The sequence below is a fragment of the Nocardioides secundeburneus genome, from assembly GCF_039939255.1.
In the GTDB taxonomy this organism is placed as follows: Bacteria; Actinomycetota; Actinomycetes; order Propionibacteriales; family Nocardioidaceae; genus Nocardioides.
In genome coordinates this window covers 397229-418371 of record NZ_JBDUUE010000006.1, presented here as the reverse complement: position 1 = coordinate 418371, position 21143 = coordinate 397229, and the positions used below count along the sequence as shown (strand labels likewise).

General features: G+C 74.5%; 7 protein-coding genes. 3 read left to right on the top strand and 4 right to left on the bottom strand.

Annotated elements, in window-relative coordinates; translation table 11 throughout:
- The first annotated feature begins 3 nt into the window (after positions 1 to 3).
- The 3 genes from ABFT23_RS18310 to ABFT23_RS18300 all read left to right on the top strand — a co-directional run bounded on the left by ABFT23_RS18310 (position 4) and on the right by ABFT23_RS18300 (position 3036).
- Entirely contained in the window at positions 4 to 729 is a 726-nt protein-coding gene (locus tag ABFT23_RS18310) for a hypothetical protein (protein WP_347897769.1), read from the top strand.
- 37 nt (positions 730 to 766) lie between these two features.
- On the top strand, positions 767 to 1897 hold the full coding sequence (gene dusB / locus ABFT23_RS18305; RefSeq protein ID WP_347897767.1) for a tRNA dihydrouridine synthase DusB: 1131 nt from the start codon (positions 767 to 769) through the stop codon (positions 1895 to 1897).
- 191 nt (positions 1898 to 2088) lie between these two features.
- A complete protein-coding gene (locus ABFT23_RS18300; RefSeq protein WP_347897765.1) occupies positions 2089 to 3036 on the top strand; it encodes a hypothetical protein in 948 nt (315 codons plus the stop codon).
- Between the two features lie 115 nt (positions 3037 to 3151).
- On the opposite strand, the gene ABFT23_RS18295 is transcribed toward ABFT23_RS18300, so the two are convergent.
- From ABFT23_RS18295 to ABFT23_RS18280, 4 genes are read right to left on the bottom strand one after another with little or no spacing between them, the layout of a single operon-like run.
- A complete protein-coding gene (locus tag ABFT23_RS18295; protein WP_347897763.1) occupies positions 3152 to 9547 on the bottom strand; it encodes a hypothetical protein in 6396 nt (2131 codons plus the stop codon).
- Positions 9544 to 15846 carry a carboxypeptidase regulatory-like domain-containing protein gene (locus ABFT23_RS18290; RefSeq protein ID WP_347897761.1) on the bottom strand — a complete coding sequence of 2101 codons (6303 nt, stop codon included), beginning with the start codon at positions 15844 to 15846 and terminating at the stop codon, positions 9544 to 9546. Before ABFT23_RS18290 ends, ABFT23_RS18295 begins: the two co-directional genes overlap by 4 nt.
- Complete coding sequence (locus tag ABFT23_RS18285) at positions 15843 to 18599, bottom strand: carboxypeptidase regulatory-like domain-containing protein (protein WP_347897759.1); 2757 nt, start codon at positions 18597 to 18599, stop codon at positions 15843 to 15845. Before ABFT23_RS18285 ends, ABFT23_RS18290 begins: the two co-directional genes overlap by 4 nt.
- A 1-nt stretch (position 18600) precedes the next feature.
- Positions 18601 to 20955 carry a carboxypeptidase-like regulatory domain-containing protein gene (locus tag ABFT23_RS18280; protein WP_347897758.1) on the bottom strand — a complete coding sequence of 785 codons (2355 nt, stop codon included), beginning with the start codon at positions 20953 to 20955 and terminating at the stop codon, positions 18601 to 18603.
- Positions 20956 to 21143: the final 188 nt, after the last annotated feature.

Sequence of the window (21143 nt, the reverse complement as noted above, 5' to 3'; positions counted from 1 at the left end):
ACCGTGACGACCCGACGCCCGCGCGCAGCGGTGGCGGCAGCCGTCACCGGGCTGCTGCTCGCAGCGTGCGGCGGCGGGTCGGACGACGGGCCCGACGGGCCCGACGGCGCCCCGGGCTCCGGCTCGACCTCGGCCCCGAGCCCGACCGCGAGCGGGACGCCGACGGCGTCCGAGAGCGCGACCGCGGCCGCGACCGGTGACGACTACCTGCCGGTGCCCGACGGCCGCGTGCTCGACCCGCCCGGCACGGCCCTGAGGTTCGGCGAGCCGGCGCTCGTGGCCTGGAAGCCGCGCCAGGACGTCGTCGGCGTCGTCGGCGTGCAGGTCGACCGGGTGCGGCAGACCACGCCGCAGCGCTCGCTCAAGAAGTTCACCCTCGACGCCCGGGCCCGGGCCTCGACGGTCTACTTCGTCTCCACCGTGGTGGGCAACGGCGGCGACACCGACCTGGGCGGTCGCCAGCTGCCGATCTACGTCGTCGACAGCCAGGACCGCCTCGTCGCACCGACCGGCGTCGACAGCGGCTTCGAGGCCTGCCCCGGCTCGACGCTGTCGGCCGTCTTCGCGCCGGGCGACCGGGCGCGGTCGTGCCTGATCTTCCTGGTCGCCCCCGGCGCCACGCTCACGCAGGTCATGTTCCGTCCGCCCGAGGGCGTCGTCCCGATCACGTGGACCGGCGACGTGACGGTGCTCGGGGCGAAGAAGCCCAAGGCCCGCCGCACCGGTTGATTTCGGTCTCGCCGCCCCGCCGCGCGATCATGGGGGAGTGACCGCACCGCTGCGCCTCGGCTCCCTCGTGGTCGAGACCCCCGTGGTGCTGGCCCCGATGGCCGGCATCACCAACGCCGCCTACCGTCGTCTGTGCGCCGAGCAGGGCGCGGGACTCTACGTGTGCGAGATGATCACCAGCCGCGGCATCGTCGAGCGCGACCAGCACACCCTGTCGATGCTGGTCTTCGACGAGCTCGAGACCACCCGATCGGTCCAGCTCTACGGCACCGATCCGGTCTACGTCGGCAAGGCCACCGAGATCCTCTGCGGCGAGTACGGCGTCGCCCACGTCGACCTCAACTTCGGCTGCCCGGTGCCCAAGGTGACCCGCAAGGGCGGTGGCGGCGCCCTGCCCTGGAAGCGCAACCTGCTCGGGCAGATCCTCGAGCACGCCGTCGCCGCGGCCGCGCCCTACGACGTCCCCGTGACCATGAAGACGCGCAAGGGCCTCGACGACGACCACCTCACCTACCTCGACGCCGGTCGCATCGCCCAGGAGTCCGGCTGCGCGGCCATCGCCCTGCACGGGCGCACCGTCGCCCAGGCCTACAGCGGCCGCGCCGACTGGGACGCGATCGGTGCGCTCGTCGACCACGTCGGGATCCCGGTGCTCGGCAACGGCGACATCTGGGAGGCCGCCGACGCGCTGCGCATGGTCGAGCAGACCGGCGCCGCCGGCGTCGTCGTCGGACGCGGCTGCCTCGGCCGGCCCTGGCTGTTCCGCGACCTCGCCGACGCCTTCGCCGGTCGCGACACGCAGGTGCTGCCCACACTCGGGGAGGTCGCCGTCATGATGCGCCGGCACGCCGAGCTGCTCAGCGGTCACCTCGGCGAGGAGCGCGGCTGCACCGAGTTCCGCAAGCACGTCTCGTGGTACCTCAAGGGCTTCGCGGCGGGCGGGCAGATGCGGCGCTCGCTCGGGCTGGTCTCCAGCCTCGCCGACCTCGACCGCCTGCTCGCCGACCTCGATCCCGCCGAGCCCTTCCCGACGTCCGAGCTCGGGGCGCCGCGCGGGCGCCAGGGCAGCCCACGCGACCGGGTGGTGCTGCCCGAGGGATGGCTCGACGACACCGACGGCACCACCCTCGACCTGCGCGAGGACGCCGGCGAGACCACGGGCGGCTGAAACCTTTTACTTTCCGTCGTCTGGCCGCCACGGCCGTCTGACCGGGGGTTTTGATCGTCGTGACCGACCGCACTGTCCACAGGTCCGGTCGAGATTCAGCGGGGCGCCGTCCGCTGTGCTTCAGTAGACGCTCGTGCCCGCCGCGACCCGGCGGGCACTGTCCTGACCTCGACACGCAAAGGATCAGCGCTGTGGGCGATCATCGCCGCAAGCGGGACACCGATGCCCGCGGCCTGTGGAAGGCCCTCTCCCGCCCTCGAGCGACCGTGATCGCCGGGCCCCTCGCCGTCATGGCCACCGCCGGAGCCGTGACCATCGGCGTCCTCGGCGCCGATGTCGCCACGACCTCGATGGCCGCTCCCGGCCCGGTTGCGGGCGAGACCGCCACGACGGCCGCGAGCCTGGCCGGCGTCATCCAGCGCCGCCCCTCCGTCTCTCGCGGGCTCGGCGGCGACCGCGCCGGGCTCACCGGTGCCGACGCCCAGACCCCCGCGCCGGCCCCGAAGCCGAAGGCACCCACCAAGTCCGAGCTGATGATGAAGCCGGCCGCGGTCAAGAAGGCCGTCACCACGGCGAAGAAGTCCGACACCATGCTCTGGACGACCGAGGCCCTCAACCTGTGGGACGAGCCCGGCGAGAAGGCCGGCAAGACCGGCGAGGTCCAGGCCGGCAAGCAGGTGCTGGTCACCGGCCGCGAGCTGTTCGGCCGCGTCGAGATCGTCTGGGAGGAGACCGAGACCCGCTGGGTGACCGCCGGCTACCTCACCGAGGACGAGCCCTTCACCCTCGGCGGCGACTGCACGAACGGCACCTCGGTGCCCTCCGGCGTCAGCGAGAACATCAAGAAGGTGCACGACGCCGTCTGCGCCGAGTTCCCCGACATCATGGTCTACGGCACCTTCCGCGGCGACGGCGAGCACTCGCAGGGCATCGCCGTCGACATCATGGTCTCCGGCGACGAGGGCTGGAAGGTCGCCGAGTTCGTCCGCCAGTACTACCGCGAGCTCGGCGTCAGCTACCTCATCTACTCCCAGCAGATCTGGTCGGTGCAGCGCTCCGGCGAGGGCTGGCGCGGCATGAGCGACCGCGGCTCGATGACGGCCAACCACTACGACCACGTGCACGTCACCACGTACTGACCTCGTCTGGTCGCTGGCTGGTGCGGCCGTCCGGGCGGTGCGTGGGTCGTGTGCCCCAGCACGGTCCATGGGCCGGCGACAGGCACACGACCCCAGCCCCGGGACGCCGGGCCGGTCAGCGGCGGACGAGCCCGAGCACCTTGGTCGTCGACCCGGTGCGGATGCCGACCCGCGTGCTCGGCGTCCACTTCCTCGGCAGGGTGTAGGTGGCCGACCAGGTGTAGAACCCGTCGCGCTGGCGGGTGGCGACCATGGTGGAGACCCGCTTCCAGCCGCCGCCGGGCGCGCGGACGACGAGCGCGGGCCGGCGCTTGGCGCCGCGGGTGATCGTCTCGACGCGGATGCGCTTGCCCGGGGTGACGGCGAAGCGTCCGGCCCGGTCGCGCGGTGCGCCGACGACCCACTCCTGCAGCTCGCGGTAGGTCAGCGAGGCGGTCGAGACGTTGCCGGCCTTGTCGGTGGCGCGCGCGACCACCCGGCGCACCTCGCGGTCGACGCGGGTGGTGGTGATCGTGCAGCCGGCGAGGCCGGACGTCGCGTCGCCGGCCACGCAGACGGCGCTGCGGGCCGGGCCGGGGTGCACCTCGCCGGGCTTGATGTCGCGGATCTGCAGCGTCGGCGCGGTGGCGTCGATGTCGACCGCGGGAGTCTGGACGAACACGGTGCCGCCGTCCTCTGCGACCGCGGCGAAGCTGGTGCTTCGTCGCACGCCGTCGCCCGAGACGGTCACCGCCGACGGACATCTCCCGATGATCGGTGATCCCGCGGGGGCACACGTGTACGTGAACGTCACCGGCCCGCGCTGCCACCCGGTCGGGACGGCCGCGGCGGAACGGGTGACGGTGGGGATGCCGCGGTCGACCTCTGCCGAGGCCTCGGCCACGTCGTCGTTGCCCAAGTAGTTGGCGGTGAGCCTCACCGCGGCGCCTGCCGGGATCTTGGAGGTGACCAGCGTGGCGGTGGCCCGGGTCCGGCCGCCCTCGGTGGCCACGACGATCGGCCGCGACTCGTTGAGCCGGTACTGGGTGGTCTCGAAGGCGACCGTGCCGCCGATGGTGGCGGGCAGCGTGGTGCCGGTGAAGGTCATCGTCGCCGTGACCGTCACCTGGTCGGTCGGGTCGCCCGCGTCGTGGCTGACGGTGACGTCGAGGTCGGGCGTGCCGCGCGCGATGTCGAGCGGTGAGCTCGCGTCGTCGTCGGGAGACGTCCACGTGACGAGGTCGCCCGGCTCGTCGACGACGAGCTCGGCGGTGACGTTCTTCGCCCGGTTGTTGAACGTCGACGCGTCCGGGGTCCACTGGATGCTGACGGGACGGGTGCCACCGGCCGGCACGCTGACCGGCACGCTGCCGATGGGCGCGGCGCGCCCGGTGATCGAGAAGACGACGTGTCCGGTCATCTGGGGAAGCGACTCGGCCTCGCGCACGTCGAGTCGCGGTGGGAGGTCGGGGCGCCGGGCGGTCACCACGGCCGTGATCCGGTGGTCCTCGCCGACGACACCGGGTTCGGGCCGAGAGACGCTGACGTCCGTCGTCAGGGATCGAGTTTCGACCAGCGCCGGTACCTCTGCGGTCTCCTCGTAGAGCCGGCTCTCCGGCACGGCGAATGTCAGCTCGCAGTCGCCGTCGGCGACCATCGTCACGTCCCGTCCCTCGACGCGGCAGATCGCCGGGGTCCGGGTGGTCACGGTGGCGGCGATGCCGCCGGTCGAGACGATCGGCGACCGCCACGTGGTGAGCACGGGCAGCGAGGCCGGGACCGTGCCGTCGGGGATCACCAGCGCCTGGGGCTCGCGGACGACGCTGACGGTCGCCTCGCCGTCGCTGGCCGCCCAGGTGAGCCCGTCGCTCGGCACCAGCGACCCGCGCAGCGTGTAGCTACCGACGTGATCGAGGCTGGCCGGTAGGTCGATGCGACCCGCACCGGAGTCGCGCGTCGCGGTCCAGATGGCCGGCGCGTCGGCGGGCGCGTCCGGGTCGACCAGCTCCAGCTCGATCGTGCCGGGCACGGCGACGTCCGTGGTCCCGCTGTCGCTGCCGATGGCCTCCGCGCTGATGGTGAAGTCCTCGTCGACGAACGCGTTCTCTCGACCGCCGGCCGGGACCAGGGTGAGCACGAGTCGGGTGGTGTTGATCCTGACCTGGAACGAGTGGGTCACGGTCGGCGCCGAGACCCAGCCGTCGACGTCGGGGGTGGAGACCTGCACGGTGCAGGTGCCGGCCCGCAGGAGCGAGACCTTGCCGGTCGTCGCGTCGTAGGAGCAGCGGGCCGGGACGACGCCGGAGGAGTCCGGCGTGCCGCTCGTGTCGGGCAGGACGACGACGCGCGGCTTCGCTCCGGGCGGGCCGTGGTCGATGACGGCCGCGAGGTCCCAGGGGCCGTCGCCGACGTAGGAGGCGTTGGACGCCGGCACCGGAGCGACCGACATCCGTTGGGTGCCGGGCAGCACGTCGAGCGAGACGGGCACCGACGACGTCAGCACGTTGGCGGCGTCGGCCGGCTCGAAGCGGACCTGGACCTGCAGCGCGCCGGTGGTCTGCGGCACGAAGCCGAACGTGGCGGAGGTGCCGGTCGCGGTGGGGTCGCTCGGCTGCCGCAGCTCGACGCCGGTGTCGGTGGTGAGCACGAACCGGCCGCGCACCGGGCGACCGTTCGAGACGCTGGTGGCGGTGACCGTGATCTGGTGCTCGACGCCGACGACGGCCTGAGCGACCGTCTGACCGACGATGCTCACGCGCGTGGACGCCGCCCCGACGGTGATCGTGACGGGGTCGGCGTCGTCGTCGGCGTAGCTCTCGTCGCCTTCCTGCGAGACCTGGAGGACGCAGGTGCCGATGCGGACGAAGTCGACGACCTGGGCACCGGCCGGACCGCTGACGGTGCAGGTGTCGGCCGGCAGGGTGCCGGGGCCGACCTCGGTGACGACGGGGTGCACCGAGCCGCCGCCGGTCGGGACCATGCGCCACTGCTCGAGCACGGTCGTGCTCGTGGGCGGCGCGATCGGCGTCGCGGGCGTGGTGAGCGGCGGCGTGACCACCCGGGTGATGAGCGGCGTGACGACCGTCGGGCCCTGGCTGACCTCGAACGTCGCGGGCGTCGGACCGGTCGTGCCGACGAGGGAGTGCGCCGGCGCGTCGGCCGGGGTGAAGGTCGCCACGACGCGGTACGTGCCAGCCCGGGTCGGGATGTAGGTGAGCAGCGGGCCGCCGGCGGGCCAGGTGACGGCCGGCGCGGTCGGGTCGGCGGGGAGCGAGGCGACCCGCGTCCACGAGGTCGGGTCGTCGGGGTCGGCGAGACGCTGCAGCGTCAGCCGTCCGCTGCCCTCGACCCGCTTCAGCGAGCCGGCAGCGACGTCGCGGGCGAAACCGCTCACGAGCACCGTCGTCCCGACGACGCCCGACGGCGGCTGCGTGAGGGTGATCCGGTAGGGCAGCGCGGTCACGGTGACGGTGATCCGCCGCGCGGGCGAACGGTCGTACTGGCCGCTGACGGCGTCCTGGTAGGCGTCGAGCACGCAGTCGCCCGGCGTGGTGAACCGGACCTCGGGGCCCGTGACGGTGCAGTGGACGACGCCGTCGGCCGCGGCGCGCGGCTCGAGCGTGAAGCCGCCACCGCCGGCGGTGCCGTCGAGCTCCGGCGTCCAGGTCTTCGTGGCGTAGGCCGGCGACGGCCGGGTGGTGTCGTCGAACGTCACCGTCTGGGGCAGCGGTCGCGAGTCGACGTGCTGGTCGGACTGCGGGCCGCCCTCGACGACCGCCTCGAACGCCACGCCGTCGGTCGGGGTGAACCGGACCACGAGTGCCTGACGCCCGGCGCGGGGCACGCGGTAGCGCACGACGGTGGTGCCGGCCGTCGGCGTGGAGGTGCTGGTGACCCCGGTGACCCCGGGCACGGTGACGGCGACGACGCCGGGGGCCGGCGCGCCCGGGTCGGCGGTGTCGGCGGCGTCGAGGACCTTGACGGTGACCGCGACGTCGGTGCCGAAGAAGACGTCGGGGGGGTCGGTGGTGACCTCGACGCGGACCGGTCGCTTCGAGACCGCGAAGACGACGGTGTCGTCCTGCTCGGCCGGGAGGTGGTTCGTCCCGCCCTCCTGGTCGAGCAGCAGCGGGCACGAGCCCTCGCGGAGGAAGGTCACGACGACCGGTTGCCCGGCGACCGTCGGGTTGGCGACCGAGCAGGTGGTCGTGCCCGGAGGCAGCGAGCCCGTCACGGGCTTGCCGGAGCCGCCGCCGGTCGCGAGGACCGACGCGGTGTCGCGGACGTGGACGCTGGTGTCGACGCCGGTGGGCGGCACGATCGTCTGGGGTGCCCGGGTCACGGTCAGCAGTCGGTCTCCGTGCGCGGTCTCGTAGACCGCGTCCTCGTCGTCGACCGGCGCGAAGGTGCCCCGCAGGAGCGAGTCGGTGACGACGGGCAGGTCGTCGACGGTCGCGGTGGCCGTGCCGTCGACGAAGGTCAGCGGCAGGCCGGCGACGGGCAGCAGGCCCTTGCTGGCCGTCAGCGTGCCCGTGCCGGAGAGGCGACGCGTGGCGTCGCGGTCGTCGGTCACCGTGGCGGTGACGACGACGCTGTCGCCGTAGACCGGTGACGCCTTGCTCACCGCCAAGGCCACGGTGACCTGGCGCAGGTCGACGCGCACCGGCGTGGTGATCTCGGCCCGCAGGTAGTGCTCGTCGCCCTCCTGGGTCGCGGTCACCACGCAGCTGCCGGCGCCGACGAAGCGGACCTCGTCGTCGACGACCGTGCACACGGTGCTCGGTGCGGCGGTGACGACGACGTCGGCCGCCGTCTCCCCGCGCCGCACGACCGGCGTCCAGGCCTCGTCGGCGTCGGACGATGTCGGTGGGGCGTCGTCGCCGGTGCCCCAGGCCAGCGACTGCGTCGTGCGCGCCACCGGCACGACGGCGGTCTCGGTGCCGGTCGTGTAGGGCGCGTAGCGCACGGTGTCGCCGGCGGTGAAGCTTGCCCTGGCGGTGTAGGCCTGGCTGCCGACGCCGGTGAACGACTGCGTGACGCCCCACAGGGCCGGCGCGACGGCGGTGGCGCTCGCACCGCTGCCGGGGGTCACGGTGGCCGGGGTGCCCGGTGTCGTGACCGAGGTGTGGGTGACGGCGATGGCGCCGGTGCCGGCGATCCGGGTGGTGCCGTCGACGCCGTCGACGGCCACGGCGCTGATGGTGACGGTGTCGCCGTGCTTCGGCGCGGAGCCGGCGACGACGGTGGGGGTGACCGTGTAGACGATCTCGACCGGACGACGCGAGACGTCGACGTGGGTCGAGACCGTCGGTGCGGCGTCGTACTCGGTGGTGGCCGGGTGCGAGGCGGTCAGGTCGCACCGGCCCGCACCGGTGAAGCTGACCGTGCGGCCCGAGACGGTGCAGACCGCGGACGACGAGGACGCCGCGGTGATCACCACGGCACGTGCGGCGTCGCCGCTGACGGACGCGGGGGCGAGCGAGGCGGCGGGGTCCCAGGTGTCGCCGACGTAGGCGGTGCCGGGCCGGTCGGCCGAGATCGCCGGGCGCTCGGCGAAGGTCGCGGTCTGCTCGGCGCGGCCGACCTCGACCGCGGTCGTCGTCGTCGCGAGCCCGTAGGCCGAGGCCGGGGTAGGCTGCATCGACACCGCGATCGGTACCGACCCCGGTCGGGGCGCGGTGATCTCGCGGGTGGCGACGCCACCCGTCCAGGTGACGTGCATCGGCCCGCCCGTGGTGGCCGTCTCGGAGCCGACGAGGATCGTGCCGGTGCCCGCGATCGTGGCGGCCGGCGGCGTGCCGCCGCCGGTGTCGGTCGCGGTGACGGTGATCGTCACGGTGTCGCGGTAGCGGTGCGGGTCGCTGACCGCGACGGTGAGCGTGACCGGCCGGGCGGCCACGGTGAAGACGACGGGGTCGCTGGTGCCGGCGTCGCGCACGTGCTCGACGCCGGCCACCGTGGCGGTGACGCTGCACTCGGCGCCGGCCGTGAGCAGGTCGACGGCGGTGCCGTCGGTCGTGGGCCGGCACGCGTCGGGAGTGGTGGAGGTGAAGGTGGGCGTGCCGTCGGTGTCGGAGCGCACGACGGGCTCCCACGGGACGCCGACGACCCGGCTCGTCGGCGCGTCGAGCTCGACGTCCTGGGGCAGGAGGCCGGCGGTGACCTCGATCGAGTCGCTGGCGCCGAGGTAGGCGTCGCCCTCGGCGATGGTCGCGGTGACCTCGCACGGCAGCGCCTGGTGAAGCTCGATCGTGCCCGCGGCCGCACCCGGCTCGCAGACCGTGTCGTCGTCGGTGGTGAACGTGACGGCGTCGCCGTCGAGGGCGCCGGTCGTGGCCGTCACGACGGGCGTCCACGTCTGGGTGGCGACCAACGGGTCGCTCGGCTCGGCGATCTCGATGGTGCGGGCCGTCAGGGCCGGGGGAGGCGGCGGGTCGTCGTCGGCGGCCGTCGCGGGGGCGGCGAGCGGGACCAGCGACAGCAGGCCCGCGGTCAGCGCGCCGACCAGCGCCGCGGGCAGGGCGCGCCTCACGGCGTGGCCTCGGTCGAGGCGTCGGTCTCGGGGGCCGACGACGTCGGCGCGTCCGGCGCGGCGGGCGCATCCGGAGCGGCCGGAGCGGCCGGCGCGGCCGGTGCCTCGGGCGCGCCCGCGGGACCGGGACGGGGACCGGTCGGCGGGTAGCTGTCGGGGTCGGCCTCGAGGTAGACGTCGATCGCGTCGAGGCTGGCGATGGTCACGACCTTCGCGTCCGGGCCGTGCAACCAGTCGCCCTGGAAGAGCCACGGGCCGCGCGGCAGCGACAGCATGACGGTGTCGGCGCCGAGGCTCACGGTGTACGGGGAGTCGTCCGGCGCGGGGTGGCGCTGGCCGTCGGGCGCGCTGACGGTGACGATGCCGTCCTCGCCGGCGACGAGGCCCTCGACGTGGACCCTCACGGCGACCAGCTTCTCGGTCGCGCTCACGTCGAAGTCGTCGTCGCCGGCGGTGCCGGTGACCGCGACGACGTCGAACCAGTCGGCGTCGGCGGCCGGCAGCACCGGGGTGACGGTGTAGGTGCCGGGCTCGACGAAGATCGCGGTCGCCGCGGCGGGATCGGTCACGGTGATGGCCGGTCCGCCGCCGGCGCGCTCGACGCGCAGCGTGGCGTCGGGGGCGAAGGGGCTCGCGGTGTAGGAGTAGTCGAGGCGCACGGCCTGGCTGGTCCAGCTCAGAACGATCGGAGCGGTGCCCGACCGCGGCACCTGGAGCGAGCCGTCGGGGCAGCGCAGGGTCGGGTCGGACGGCGGGGTGCCGCCGTCGACGGTGACCGTTGGGCCGGTGATGCGCCCGTGGTGCCGCTCGTCCTGCACGAGCGTGACGACGTAGCAGCCCCAGCGCAGCGAGAGCTCCGAGGCGGTGACGAGGCGGGCCGTGCCGGCGAGCCCGAGGGTGATCTCGGACCCCGGCGTCTGGCCCGTGGGCGTCAGCGTCACCTCGGTGCCGGTGAGGTCGTCGGACTCGAGCGCGCCGACGACCTCGGCGGTCAGCTCGCGCGTCTGGGCGACGAGCTCGAAGTCGCGCCGCACGGCGGTGCCGTTGAGCATCGTGAGCGTGTCGTCGGCGTAGGACTCGTAGCCCGAGGCCGAGACGGAGATCGTGTACTCGCCGTTGACGACGCCCTCCAGCTGGTAGCGACCGTCGGCGCCGCTGGTGACGGTGAGCGGGTCGCGCGACGCCGACAGGGCGGGTCCGTCGGCGGGGCAGAGGTCGGAGTCGGGGTCGGCGCAGGTCAGGGTGATCCGGGCGTTGGGCACCAGGAGCGGTGTCGATTCCTCCGTCACCGTGCCCGAGACCGTGCCGCGCACCCGCGCGACCACGACCCGGGCACGGGTGCCGGTCGAGCCCGGGACGACGTACACGCTCTGCGCCGGCGTGACCTCGAGGCCGGCCCCGTCGACCTGGATCCACCAGTAGCCGGGGACGAGGTCGGTGGTGGAGTGGACGAGGTCGGCGCCGGTGCCGGTCTCCTGCAGGGTGATCGGCACCTCGGTGGCGTCGGTCGTGTCGCGCACCAGCGTGACGGTCGCGTTGCGCAGCGGCCGGAAGCCGTCGGTGACCTCGACCGTGAGGTCGGTCGGGATCGCGTAGTGCCGGACGTCGGCGCGGGTGACGGCGCCGTCGGTCACCGACACGAGGGTGCCCGGCAGCGCGCCGGTGACCGTGGCCGGCGCCGTGCGCTGGCGGAACCCGGCCGACGGCGTCGCGGTCAGCAGCCACCGGCCCGCGGCGAGGCCGGGGCGGTCGAGGGTGCCGTGGACGGCGAACCGGCCCTGGTCGTCGGTCACCGCCGAGAACTGCTGCGAGCCCACGGCCGTGCACCACGCGCCGCTCGCGTCGACGGCGTCGCAGCGGGTCGCGGTGACGCGGCGCCCGACGAGCGCCTCGGTGTGCCGCACCGGTGCGTCCTGCTGGTCGAAGACCGCGAGCAGCGAGCCCTGGACGACGCCGAGGGGCTTGACCGTCAGGGTGCACTCGACCGTGCCGGTCGGCACGACCGTGACCCGGTGGGTGACGGTGCCGTCGGGCAGCGTGCACGAGAGCCGGACGTCGTCGCCGGCGGCCGGCGTGAGCGACGACGTGCCGCTCTTGTGGCCGGGCGCGTCGACGTGGAAGACGTAGTCGGTGTCGGTGCCGGCCACGATGTCGGTCAGCCGGACGACGCCGTCGGCGCCGGTGGTGCCGGTGACCTGGGGGACCGAGGCGTTGCGCAGCTCGGGCCGGACCCGGGCGCCGGCGACCGGCAGGTCGCCGTCGCCGCCGAGCACCTGCAGGCGCACGGTCGCCAGCCGGGTCATCACGATGGGCGCGTCGATGCTGCAGCTGGTGACGGTGGCGGTCGCGAGCTGGCAGGTGACGGTGCGGGTCGTGGGGGCGAAGCCCTCGGCGGTCAGCGTGATCCGGTAGGTGCCGGGCACGGCCTTGCCGCCCGCGGCGGCCGCGGTGTCGCCGGAAAAGCGACCGGCGTCGACCCAGGTCAGCGACGAGGCGCCGCCGGTGGTCTGCACGCCGGCGGTGACTCGTCGTCCGGTCGGGTCGGTGACGACGGCGGTGACCGGGGTGGTGAGGCCGGGGTTCGCCGGCAGCGTGGTCACCGGGAAGTCGACGTCGAGCAGAGCGGGGTAGATCTCGAGCCCGTTGACGGTGGTCGGGTCGAGCACGCGCTTGCGGAAGGTCCGCGTCTCCCAGCCGACCTTGCTGATCGTGATCGAGCGCATCGTGCTGGTGACGAACGAGGCGCTCGTGCGGCTCTCGGAGGTCCACGCGGTCGGGCAGTCGTCGTAGCGCGGCGGCTCGACGGCGATCCGGACGCCGAAGCAGCCGTCGGCGTTGGTGGTCGGGTCGGCGGTGTCGTAGGCGGCGCCGGTGCCGTCGTCGGCGAACCGGCTGGCGCCCTCCAGCACGACGTCGGCGTCGGCGACCGGTGCGTCGACACCGCGCAGGGTGCCGTGCACCCGCCCGACGAGGCTGGTGATGCGGTCGGTCAGCGGCAGCACGACCGTGCGGGTCGTGTTGGTGGCGACGTCGTCGACCGTCACCGACCCGGAGGTGTTCGGGCCGACGCCGCGCACGGTGTAGGAGACGGCCGGCAGCCCGGTGACCAGGGCGCGGCCGGTGGCGTCGGACATGCTCGCCCGCGACGTCGAGGGCGTCGGGGTCACGGTCACGGTCACGCCCTCGGCGGGGACGAGCACGTCGGTGGGGTCGGTGGCCGACGGCGGCGGGTCGTCGGGGAAGGCGGCCGGACGCTTGACCATGACCACCAGACGACCGAGGCGCTGCAGCTCGGTGGCGTAGCGCTGCACCCCGCGGCGCAGGTCGAGCACCGGCGGGGTGGACGGCGCCACGTACTCGAGGTCGGTCGAGACGACGGTGACGGTGTAGGCGCCCTCGGTGGGCACCTCGATGCGGTAGGTGGAGGCGCCGTCGACGAGCGCGGCGCACCACACCCGACGATCGGCCTCGACCCCGCGGTTGCGGTGCCCGCCGGCGGTGCACGCGGTCGGGTCGTCCTGGGGGTCGGTCGCCGCGCCGCCGCCGGCCACGATCCGCCCGCGCTCGATCGCGGTCAGGCACTCGTCGGCGGTGTGGTTGGGGCTCGCGGTGCCGGTCGTCTCGACCCACACGCAACTGGCCGGGACCGGTGCGGTGTTGGGCGCGCCGTCGACGGCGGCGAGGCTGAGGGTGCCCTCGAGCGCGGGCACGGGCACGAGCTCTGCGACCGGCGCCGTCGTCCGGGCGGCCTCGGCGACCTCGACCTGCACGCGCTGCGTGACGAAGCCGGGCGTCGAGACCGTGACGCTGTAGTGGCCGGCGACCAGGCCGCACGCGGCCGCGGCGTCGGACGCCGTGGGGCACCGCTCGCCGGGGGAGGGCAGCACGTAGGCGCCGTCGGCCGGGAACGTGTCGGTGAAGGTGCGGGTGGCGTCGGGGTCGGTCGCGGTCGGGGCCGGGGCGGTCAACGTGGCCGTGAGGCAGGCCTCGGTGCAGGTGAGCGCGGTGCCGTCGGCGGCGTTGCCGGTCGAGACCGCCGAGCCCGTGACCGTCGCGGTCGAGGGCTGGCCGCCGCCGACCGAGGGCGTCATCGAGACCACCGTCTCCCCGCGCGCGGCCCCGGCACTGACCCGGACGACGCGGCGCCATGCTTCGTAACCGAAGTAGTCGGCGCTGAGGGTGTAGACGCCCGGGTCGATGCCGCTCAGGCGGAACGTGCTGTCCTCGTCGTCGGAGGACGGCGTCGACGAGGTCGTCTTGTACGTGTGGTCGTTGTTCGACAGCGTGATGCCGGTGGCGGCGAGGGGGGTGTCGGCGTCGGCCCTGCGCTGGCGGTTCGCGGTGCGGGCGACCGGCTGCGTGCGGGCGGACGCCGTCGACCCGGCGTCGGGCTGGCCGCCGACGATGCCGGACACCGTGCCGGTGGAGGTCGAGAGCGTGACGGCGCCGAGCCGCAGCTCGCTCTCGCCGCGGCGGAGCACGACCTGCTGGCTGACCGGCTGGTAGCCGTCGGCGCTCAGCGTCGCGGTGTAGGTGCCGGGGGCCGGCACCCCCGGCACGAAGAACATGCCGGTGTCGCCCTCGGTGAGCGACGTCGCGCTGAGCGCGGTCTCCTCGCCGGCCGCGATCGAGACCGTGACGCCGCCGATGCCGGACAGGTGGCCGTTGCGGTCGATCGCGACGGCGCGACCTCGCACGAGGGCGACGCCGCTGGCCAGCTGGAGGTCGGCCGTGCCGGTGCCGGTCGCGGCGAGGGTGACGGTGCGCGCCTCGGTGCTCATGTCGTGGGCGGTGGCGGAGACGACGTAGGTGCTCGGCGTCGACAGCCCGGTGACCCGCCACGACCCGATCTCGCCCGACCCGCCGGCCGAGGTGCTGCTCGTGGTGATCGACGTGACGCCGTCGGTGATGGTCACGGAGGCGCCGCCGTAGGGCTTGCCGTCGGGGCCGGTGACCCGGCCCGAGAGCGTGCCCTCGCCGGCGACGAGCTTGATCTCCAGGGGCTCCTTGGCCGCCTCGGAGGCACTGTTCACGACGAAGCGCTGGGTCTGGTAGCCGGCCTTGGCGAAGGTGAGCAGGTAGTAGCCCGGGGCGGTCACGCCGCCGAAGGAGTAGGAGCCGTCGCTGCCGGTCTGCTCGCGCTGGGCCGGGCGGGCCTCGGGCGGCGCGGCGCTGGTGAACGCCGAGACCAGCCGCGGCTGGTCGGAGTCGATGCGCGACTGGTCGACGCCGATGCCGCGACCCTGCATCTCCTCGTCGACCAGCGAGCGCGGGTCGAGCGTCACCGTGACGCCGTCGGCCGCGTCGCCCACGACCGTGCCCGAGAGCTGGATGCCCTCGCCGTCGGCGCCGCCACCGGGACCGCCGGCCGCGTCGCCGCCGGGGCTGTCGCCTCCCTCGCCGCCGTCGTCGCTGCCCCCGGAGCCGTCGTCGGAGCCGGCGTCGTCGGCACCGGCGGAGGTGTCGGACTGCGCCGCCTGCTCCTCCGCGGACTGGTTGATCTTGCCGCCGAGCGCCGGGATGAGCACGACGGCGCCGGCGATCCAGACCGCCAGGACGGCGAACAGGGCCACGATCTTCAGCCCGGCCGGCCCCACCACGGTGCGCTGGGTCAGCGCGCCCTGGGCGATGCGCGTCGACTCCTGCGACAGGGCGGTCACGTTGAACGCGTAGCGGTAGCCGTAGCCGATCATCCGGGGCCGGCGCACCGACGCACGCGCGCGCACGCGCACCTCGTCGCCGGCGAGCACGGTGAGCTGTCGGTGCCGCAGGCGGATGCGACCGTTGCGCGGGTCGTCGGTCGTCAGGCGCACCTGGGCGGTCGCGCCGCCGCTGTTGCGGACGACGACGGTGAAGCGTCGCCCGGTGACCGCGGTCAGCTCGCTGGGCTCGACGCTCACGTCGACCTGGGTGCGCGGGTTGACCACGAGCAGCGTCTCGGCGAGGCCGGTGGCCTGCTCGTCGGACGGCGCCCGGCCGGTGGCCGGGTCGACCGCTTGCGCGGCCACCGAGACCGGGTAGGTGGCCGGCAGCGTGCCCGCCGGCGGTGCGATGGCGATGAGGACGTCGGCCGACTCGCCCGGCGCGAGGACGTCGGTGCGGACCGGCCCGGTGACCCAGCCGGGGTCGACGCCGAGCGGGGCCACGGCCAGCACCCGGGGGGCGCTCGCGTGGTTGGTCACGCGCACGGGCACCTCGATCGGCCGGCCGGCCGCGACCTTGATCGACGGCGCGACCGCCACGCCCGGACGCGGGGCGGGGTGGCGCGCGGGGCGGGACGAGCCGCTGGTCTCGGTCACTGTTCCCTCGCATCGAGCTGGACGTTGATCGTGGTGCTGCGCCGGACCGTGACGGTCTTCGACGCACGGATGGCGCCACCCGCGGTACGGCGGGCGGTGACCACGTAGGACTGCGGGGCGTCGACGTCGTCGAAGGTGAAGGTGCCGTCGGCGCCGGTGGTGACCTCGCGGTACACCGACCGGGGGTACTCGGAGGAGCGCGAGAGCTGCACGACCCACCCGGTGCCGGCACCCAGCACGGTGCCCGTGACGGCTGCCGGCTGGTCGAGCACGAGCACCAGGGAGTCCTGGTCGGTGCCGGCCACGACGGTCACGGTGCGCGAGACCGGCGTGACGCCGTTGCGGTTGGTCTCGAGGGTGTAGGTGCCGGGCGGCACCGCGTCGAAGCGGAACTCGCCCCGCCGCTGCTGCGGCACCGACGCCGACACGACGCTGTAGGTCGCCTCGTTCGAGACCAGCTGCACGACGGTCTCGCCGACCGCCCTGGTCGACCCGCCCGTGCCCTGCCGCTGCCGGACGACGCCCGCCACCGTGGCCGAGGACCGGCTGAGCGCGACCGAGACCCGGCCGCGGTCGTCGACCACGCCGCCGTCGCCGGTGACCGTGCCGTCGCCCGCGACCGTCACCGCCACGGTCTGCGAGGCGAGGTCGTCGCGGCTGAAGGTGATCGTGTAGTTGCCCGGCACCGGCAGGCCGGTCACCCGCCAGCGGCCGCGGGTCTCGTCGGTCGACGCGTCGGCGTCGGCCTCCTCGTCGCTCGCCTGGTCGCCGGACGGGTCTGTGGTGTCGGTCGCGGTCTGGATCGTCTGGGTGCCGTCGGTGACGGTGACGATCACGCCGGCCGCGTCGGCCAGGTCGGCCGGGTCGCGGAGCGCGACCGTGCCCTGCAGCGAGCCCGACGACCGGTCGAGCGTGACCTCGAGCCCGGTCAGCGACTGGCCCTGGCCGAGGCTGGCCGACAGGGTCTGCGAGGCGTAGCCCTCGAGGGTGACCACGAGCGTGAAGCTCGCCGGCGTCGGCAGGCCACGCACGGCGAAGGTGCCGGCACCGTCGCCGGTCAGGGTCATGGTGGTGACCGCGGTCTGTCCGCTGCTCGCGGTGACGGTCGCGCCCTCGAGGGGCTGACCGCCCGAGACGACCTGGCCGGTGATGACCCCGTCGCCCTGGCGCAGCGTGATCTCCACGCCGGTGCGCTCCTCGCCGGCCGAGACGTCGATGCGCTGGGTCGACGTCGCGTAGCCGGGCTTCTCGACGATCAGGTCGTAGACGCTCGGCGAGGGCACGTCGAGCAGCTCGAAGGCGCCGTCGGAGCCGATCGGCACCGAGGCGACCGTCGCCCCCTGGACGGCGGCCGCGGCACTCGGCGACGCGCCCTCGGGGGTGCCGACGGTCTGCGGGACGGCGCCCCCCGTGCCGCCGAGCAGGTCGAGGGGCCGCTTGAGCGTGAGGGTGGCGTTGGAGACGTCGAGACCGGCCACGGTGCCGGAGACCGAGGCCGGCACGCCGCCGATGGTGACGTCGAGGCCCTCTCGACGGCTGCCGGACTCGAGGGTGATCGTCTCGCCGTCGTCGGGCTCGAGCGCCTGCGGGTACCACAGCTGCACGAAGCCGGCCCCGCGGAAGCTGACCTTGTAGTCGCCGGCGTTGAGCTGACCGAAGCTCCAGGAGCCGTCGTCGCCCGTGGCGGAGGTGAGCAGCGGTGCCTCGGTGTCGTCGGCGGCGAACACGCTCACCTCGACCCCGGCGACCGGGGCTCCGGAGGTGAGCAGCTTGACGGTGCCGGACGCACCGGAGGAGCCGGTGACCTGCCGCGAGCTGTTGGCCGCGGCGACCTCGAGGGCGAGGTCGCGGTCCTGAGCCGACTGGGTGACGATCCGCGACAGAGCGACGGTGATGACCAGCGCGAAGACCGTGATGGCGACGAGCAGGCCGACCAGGCTGATCGGGCCGCGCGAGAGCAGCGCGCGCTGCACGAAGGTGGCCTGGGCGTGCGCCGGCACGTCGTCGCCCACCCGGGGGGACTTCTTGCGCTGCTGCTTGGCCTGCTTGGCCTGCACCTTGGCCTGCAGCCGCGCCGCCTCGCCGTCGTCGTCGGCGTCGGCGTCCGGGGTCGGGGCCGGCACGACCGGGGCCGGGACGGCGGCGGCGTCGAGCGCGGCCGCCTGGGTCGGGTCGAGCACGAACAGCTCGAGCGGGCGGATCGTGGGGCCACCGGTCAGCGGACGACGCGCGCTCGCACGGACGTCGACCATCGCGTGCTCGCCGGGGGCCAGGATCACCGTCGGCGGGTTGAAGGCGAAGCGGACGCGGTCCTCGGCGTCCTGGCCGTGCAGGCGCCCGTCGAGGGTGGTGTTGCCCTCGTTGGCGACGACCAGGCTGAGCCGCGCCGTGCGGCCCGCGGTGACCGCCATCGGGTCGGCCCGCACGGTGACGGCCGGGCGCTCGGGCACGGTGAAGACGACGTCCTCGACCAGGCTGTCGTGCGGCGGCGTCAGCTCGCGCACCTGGACGGCGAGGCGGCGCTCGCCGGCGTTCATGCCGGCCGGGACGGAGACCTGCACGTGCACGGTGCGGGACTCGCCCGGGAACAGCGAGATCTCGTCGCCCTCGACCTCGATCCACGACGGGTCGGCGCCCAGCACGCGCACCGTGTAGCCGCCGATGACGTCGCCGGTGTTGCTGATGGTGACCGCGATGGGCTGGGTGAGGCCCGGCACGAGGTCGAAGTGGCGGGGCGAGATCGCGAGGTGCACCTCAGTCGCCCTTCAGCTCGAGCACGACGTCGCTGATGACGCCGGCGTCGACGGTGACGATCGCCGTCTGCTGCCGGAAGCCGTCGGCGCGGGCGGTGACGCTGTAGCTGCCCGGCGGCAGGTTGTCGACCTGGTAGGCGCCGGTGCCGCCGATGCTGCCCGACCCGCCGGTGGTCGCCGTCCAGGTCTGGAAGCCGTTGGTGATGGTCACGACGGCGCCGGAGTAGGCCGCGCCGTTGCCGCGCCGCACGATGCCGCCGATGCTGCCGAGCTTGGTGTTGAGCCGCACGGTCAGCTCGGGCGGATCGCCGGCGTCCTCGAGCCGCACCGGGACGGTGGTGGGCGAATAGCCCTCGGCGGTGAAGGTGAGCGTGTAGTCGCCGGGGGCCGCGAGCCCGCTGAGGCTGAAGCTGCCGGCGACGCCCTCCGTCAGCGTGACCGTGGTCGGCACGGCCGGGGCGGTCCCGTCGGTGGTGGTCGACTGGGCCCCGCCGACGGTCACGGTCGCGCCGCCGACGCCGGTGCCGTCGGGGGCGAGCAGCCGTCCGCTGAGGGTGCCGGTACCGGCGGTGAGCTCGGTGACCACGCTCGTGTTGCTCTCGCCGGCCTCGAGGTCGACGATCTCGGTGGTGCTGCCGTAGCCGGGGGCGGTGAAGGTGAGCACGTAGGTGCCGGGGGTCGGCAGGTCGCCGAGGGTGAAGGCGCCCACGGCGCCCACGGTGGGCGTGATGACCGAGACGGCCTCGGTGCCGACGGTGGTGGAGATGGTCACCCCGCCGATGCCGTCGCCGCGGGCGTCGCGCACCGTGCCGCCGATGGTGCCGGAGTCGGAGCTCGGGACGACGCTCGGCTGCTGCCGGTCCTCGCCGCCGTTGACCCGCGTGGTGAGCGTCTTGGTCTCGTAGCCCTCGGCGCTGAAGCTGAGCTCGTAGGTGCCCGGGGCGGGCAGACCGGTGAGGCGGTAGGAGCCGCCGGCGTCGGTGACGTCGGTCGCGACGATTTCGGTGTTCTCGGGGATGTCGACCGCCCGCGCGGTCACCGTGGTCGGCACGTCGCTGAGCGACGACCCCTCGTCGACCGTGCCGGAGATCGTGGCCGGGCGGCCCTCAACGACGACGGCGGCGGCGTCGGTCGCGCCGCCGGGCGCGACCTCGAGCTCCTGGGCGCCGGCGCGACCGTTGGCGCTGCGGTACCAGACCGGCTCGAAGCCCTCGGCGGTGAACTGCAGGCGGTAGCTGGTGGGGAACAGCCCGGCGAGGGTGTAGGTGCCGTCGGACTGGGTGGCGGCCGAGCTGACCAGCACGGGCCCGTCGCGGCCCTCGCGGAACGCCTTGACCAGCACCCGGCCGACCGGGGCACCGTTGGTCGAGGCCGTCACGGTGCCGGAGACCGTGCCGCCCACGCCCGGCGGGACGATGCCGGTCTTGGCCAGCGTGCCCGGAGGGGCGCCGTCGGCGGCGCCACCCTCGCCGGGCGCACCAGACGCGCCCGGGCCGGCCCCGGAGCCGCTCTCGCCCTCGCCGTCGTAGCTGGTCAGGAACAGCGACGGCACGGCGGTCTTGGTGATCGGGTCGCCGGAGAACACCTGGGTGAGGCCGAGGAGGAACACCGAGGCCCACAGCGCCACGATGCCGAGCAGGATCAGGGCGGTCAGCAGGCCGCGGCTGATGATCGGGCGCTGGCGCAGCTGCAGCGTCGTGCGGGTGGTGAGGTCGGGGGCCCGCTCGGTCTCGGTGTCGAGGTCGGCCATCGCCGGGATGGTGTGGGTCCGCGTCGCGACGAGCTCGATGGCCGCCGTGCGGTCGATCTCGGCGCCGGTGATCATCCGCGGGCCCTTGAGGACGGCGATCACCGGCGTGCGGGCGCCGGGCTCGACCCGCAGCGCGCGCGGGTTGAAGCGCACGGTGCTGCGGCCGTCCTCGACTGTCGAGGTCAGGGCGACGTCGAGCGCGGTGTTGCCGGGGTTCTCGACCTCGAGCAGGAAGCGGCCGCTGCGGCGTGCCCGGATCGTGCGCGGGGTGCGGTGCAGCTCGACCTGCGGGTGGGCCGAGACGGACAGGTCGACGTCGAGGTGCTGGGTCGGGGCGCCGGTGCCGTGCGAGATCGCCTCGACGGTGATCGGGTGGCTGCCCGCGCGCAGGGTGCCGGGCACCGCGATGCTGAGGCGGACCCGGCCGGTGGCCCCGGGGAACAGCGGCAGCAGCTGCGGCTCGACGGTGACCGTGGCCTCGGGCAGGCCGAGCACCCGGGCCGAGACGCCGTCGATGAGGTCGCCGGTGTTGACGACGTCGACGTCGACCTCGACGGTGCTGCCCGGCTCGACCTGGAGGGTCCGGTGCTCGGTGGCTAGGCGCACGCGACCACCGCCCGACGGCGCGAGGGGTCGCGTCGGCACGTTGGCTCGCAGACGCTCTCCGTGCCGAACACCACTACCTACCGAGGGGGACTAGGACCGGACCAGACCAGGCTCGAATCTAGGGCCGGCGGGCACCGCGCGTGGCGAAACCGGGAAATACCCCCTGAGGTTCACCCTCCCGGGTCTGG